At 67.5% G+C, this 3,607-nt stretch carries 2 protein-coding genes and 1 pseudogene; all 3 read right to left on the reverse strand.

Features of this window, described 5'->3' with window-relative positions; genetic code table 11:
- Positions 1-194 (reverse strand): annotated as a pseudogene (locus tag H926_RS24820) (EamA family transporter); the annotation flags it as partial.
- Between the two features lie 37 nt (positions 195-231).
- Positions 232-2,013 (reverse strand): long-chain fatty acid--CoA ligase, encoded by a 1,782-nt coding sequence (locus tag H926_RS0100260; protein ID WP_148291580.1) that lies wholly within the window; start codon positions 2,011-2,013, stop codon positions 232-234.
- A gap of 182 nt (positions 2,014-2,195) precedes the next feature.
- On the reverse strand, positions 2,196-3,607 hold a 1,412-nt coding region (locus H926_RS24825; RefSeq protein WP_022674509.1), incomplete at its 5' end, for a gamma-glutamyltransferase family protein.

The raw sequence follows: 3,607 nt of genomic DNA on the forward strand, positions 1-3,607 counted from the left end.
ACCGGGCGCCGCCACGGCCGTCGCCAGGCCAGCAGCACCAAGGCCGCCAGCGCCACGCGCAGCAGCGTGGTGCCACCCGCGCCGACCAGGGGAAACAGCTGCTTGGCAAAACCGGCGCCAAGGTTGCCCGAAACCTGCGCGGCCAGCGTGGCACAGGCGCCGGCCAGCGTGGCACGGGAAGTGGTGCGAGACATCGGCTTCCCTTAGCGCCTGCGCGCCGGTCTGCCAGCCTTATCCCTTGTACAGCGCGTCCATCCGCGCGCCATAGCGTTCGCGAATCTTGTGGCGGCGGATCTTGAGCGAGGGGGTGAGTTCCTCGTTGGCGATGGCAAAGGGTTCGTCGGCCAGGGTGAACTGGCGCACCTTTTCGATCACGGACAGATCACGGTTCACCCGGTCCACCGCCTCGCGCATCGCGCTGCGGAAGGCGGGCAGATCGGCCAGCCGCGCCAGATCGTGGGGGGCGTCGTTTTCCACCGACCACTGCATCGCCCATTCGGCATCGGGCACGATCAGGCCAACCACGTAGGGGCGCTTGTCGCCCGATACCATGGCCTGGGCGATTTCGGGCTGCAGGGTGAGCATGCCCTCGATCTTTTGCGGAGAGACATTGTCGCCCTTGTCGTTGACGATCATGTCCTTCTTGCGATCGGTGATCTTGATGCGGCCTTGGCCATCGATGTGGCCGATATCGCCGGTGTGCAGCCAGCCATCCTGGATGGCGCGGGCGGTTTCGGCATCGTTGTGCCAATAGCCGTGCATCACCAGTTCGCCGCGCACCAGGATTTCACCGTCGGGCGCGATGGCCACTTCCACGCCAGCGAGCGGCGGGCCGACGGTATCCATGCGAATGCCGGCGGCCGGGCGGTTGCAGGCGATCACCGGGCCAGCCTCGGTCTGGCCATAGCCTTGCAGCATGGTCAGCCCCATGGCCTCGAAGAACAGCCCGACTTCGGGGTTGAGCGGCGCGCCGCCCGAAACCAGCGCCTTGATCCGCCCGCCAAAGCGCGCCCGCACCTTGGGGCGCAAGGTGCGTTCGATCAGCAGGTTGAGCGGCCGATCGATCAGCCGCAGATGCCCGGTCTCTTCCTGGTGGGCGGCGATCGCCAGGGCGCGGTCCATCAGCCATGTGGCCACACGCCCCTGCTTTTCGATCTGCTTGATGATCCGGGCACGCAGCACTTCGAACAGGCGGGGCACCACCACCATGATCGTGGGGCGCACTTCCTCGATGTTGCTTGCGAGCTTTTCCAGGCTTTCGGCATAGGCAATGCGTGCGCCCACGCCGATCGGCAGCCATTGCCCGCCGGTGTGTTCATAGGCGTGGCTCAAAGGCAGGAACGACAGGAACTGGTCATCGCCCAGGTGGAAATCCTCGGCCAGGACTTGGGCTGCGCCGGCCACGTTGGCGAGGATCGCGCCATGGTGCTGGCGCACGCCGCGCGGGGCGCCGCCGGTTCCGCTGGTGTAGATGATGCAGGCCAGATCCTCGCGCCGAATCGCGGCAATCCGCTGGCTCACGGCCGCGCGGGCGGCGGCGGCATCGCCCTGCAGCAGGGTTTCCCAATCATGGAAATGCAGCGTGCCGGCCTGCTGCTGGCGCAGCGGTTCGATCCCGATCACATGCTCGGCGCAAGGCGCGTTGAGCGCGGCGGCGAGCAGCGGCTGGGCCAGCTTGGCATTGGATACGATGATCGCGCGCGCCCCGGAATTTTCCAGGATATGGAGGTGATCGCGCGCGGTATTGGTGGTGTAGGTGGGCACGGTGACCAGCCCGGCGGCCATGATCGCGATATCGGCAATGCACCATTCGGGGCGATTTTCCGACACCAGCATGACCCGGTCACCGGGATTGAGGCCAAGGCCGCGCAGGGCCTGGGCCAGCAGGCAGACCTGATCGACCACGCTGCGCCACGATTGCGCCACCCAGGTGCCCTGGCGTTTGGCCGAAAGGAACGGCGCATCGCCATGCTGCGCCGCGCGGGCCAGAAACAGGCTGACCAGGTTCGGCATTTCAGCCAGCTGTGCCACTTGCACGGCAGCTTGGTTTTCACCCACGGACACGCACACTCTCCCTGCTGGCCCGTATTCGCGCCAGTTCCCAAAACGGATAGCTAGGCCGCGCGTTCCGTTACGGCAAGCGGGGTTTGCGGGCAGTCATCCGGCTGCCACGGGGCAGCTGGATGACCGCGGAGTCACTGGGCGATGGCGGCGCCTTCGCTGCGCGGATCGGCCGCGCCATGCCAGCGATCGCCCACGCGTTCGATGGCGTTGGCCTTGAGCGGCATCTTGCATGCCTGGGTCTGGGCATGGCCCATGGCCACCAGCGTGGGGATCATCGCCTCAAGCCGGGTGCCCTGTTCCACGCAGACGCGGTCACCAGGCGCAAACAGCACGGGCAGGGCCAGCGCCTGCTGCGCGGTAAGATGCCAATCGAGCACGCCGATCAGCGCGCGGATCACCTGGGCGGGGATCGTGGCGCCGCCAGCGGCCCCCACCACCAGGCGGATCTGGCCGTCAGGGCCGAACACCACGGTGGGTGACATCGAGCTGCGCGGCCGCTTGCCGCCTTCCACCCGGTTGGCGGTAGGCTGCCCATCGCGCAGCGGGTCGAGGTTGAAATCGGTCAGTTCATTGTTGAGGAAATAGCCACCGGCCATGAGCCCCGAACCAAACGCGCTTTCCACCGTGGAGGTATAGCTGGCGGCATTGCCCCAGCGATCGACGGTAACGAAATGCGAGGTGCCAAATTCGGGCTGCGGCTTGGCCGGAGCGAGCCGCGCAGTAACCCCGGCCGGAATCCCGGCGGAAACGTGGGGCAGTGCGGTCTGCGCCGAAATCAGCTGCGAACGCTGCGCCAGGTAGGCCGGATCGACCAGGCCGGCCACCGGCACTTTGACGAAGTCGGGATCGGCCAGGTACTGATCACGGTCGGCATAGGCAAGGCGCTCGCTTTCTGCCAGTAGGTGCCAGGCCACCGGATTGTCCGGCCCCAGCGCGGACAGATCGAAGCGCTCGAGCTGGCCCAGCGTGGCCAGCACCGTGGTGGCCCCGGAAGAGGGCGGCCCCATCGAGCAGATGCGATACTGGCGATAGCGGCCACAGACTGGCGGGCGCGCCACGGCCTTGAACGCGGCGAGGTCTGCCGTGGTCATTGGCGCCGGGTTGACCGGGGCGGTGCCCACCTTGGTGGCGATGGCCTGGGCATTGCTGCCGGAATAGAACCAGTCGGCGCCATGGAGTGCCACCGCTTCCAGCGTATCGGCCAGCGGCGGGTTGCGCACGATCGTGCCCACCGGCAGCGGCTGGCCATCGGCGCCATAGAACAGCGCCTTTCCGGCCGGATCGAGGCCGGCGATATCGGGATTGTCGGCCAGGGCATGATAGAGGCGCGGGGTAATGGCAAAGCCATCGCGCGCGAGGCGGATCGCCGGGGCAAACAGCATGTGCCAGGCGAGCTTGCCATGCTCGGCATGGGCCAGCGCGGCCAGGCGCAGCGAGCCGGGCACGCCCACGCTGCGACCGCCGGGGCGCGCCTGGGGAAAGGCCATGGCCTGGCCATCCTTGAAGAACCACTGCGGCGTGGCGGCGGCAGGTGCCTTTTCCC

Origin of the sequence: Novosphingobium sp. B-7 (genome assembly GCF_000410615.1) — a bacterium.
GTDB lineage: Bacteria > Pseudomonadota > Alphaproteobacteria > Sphingomonadales > Sphingomonadaceae > Novosphingobium > Novosphingobium capsulatum.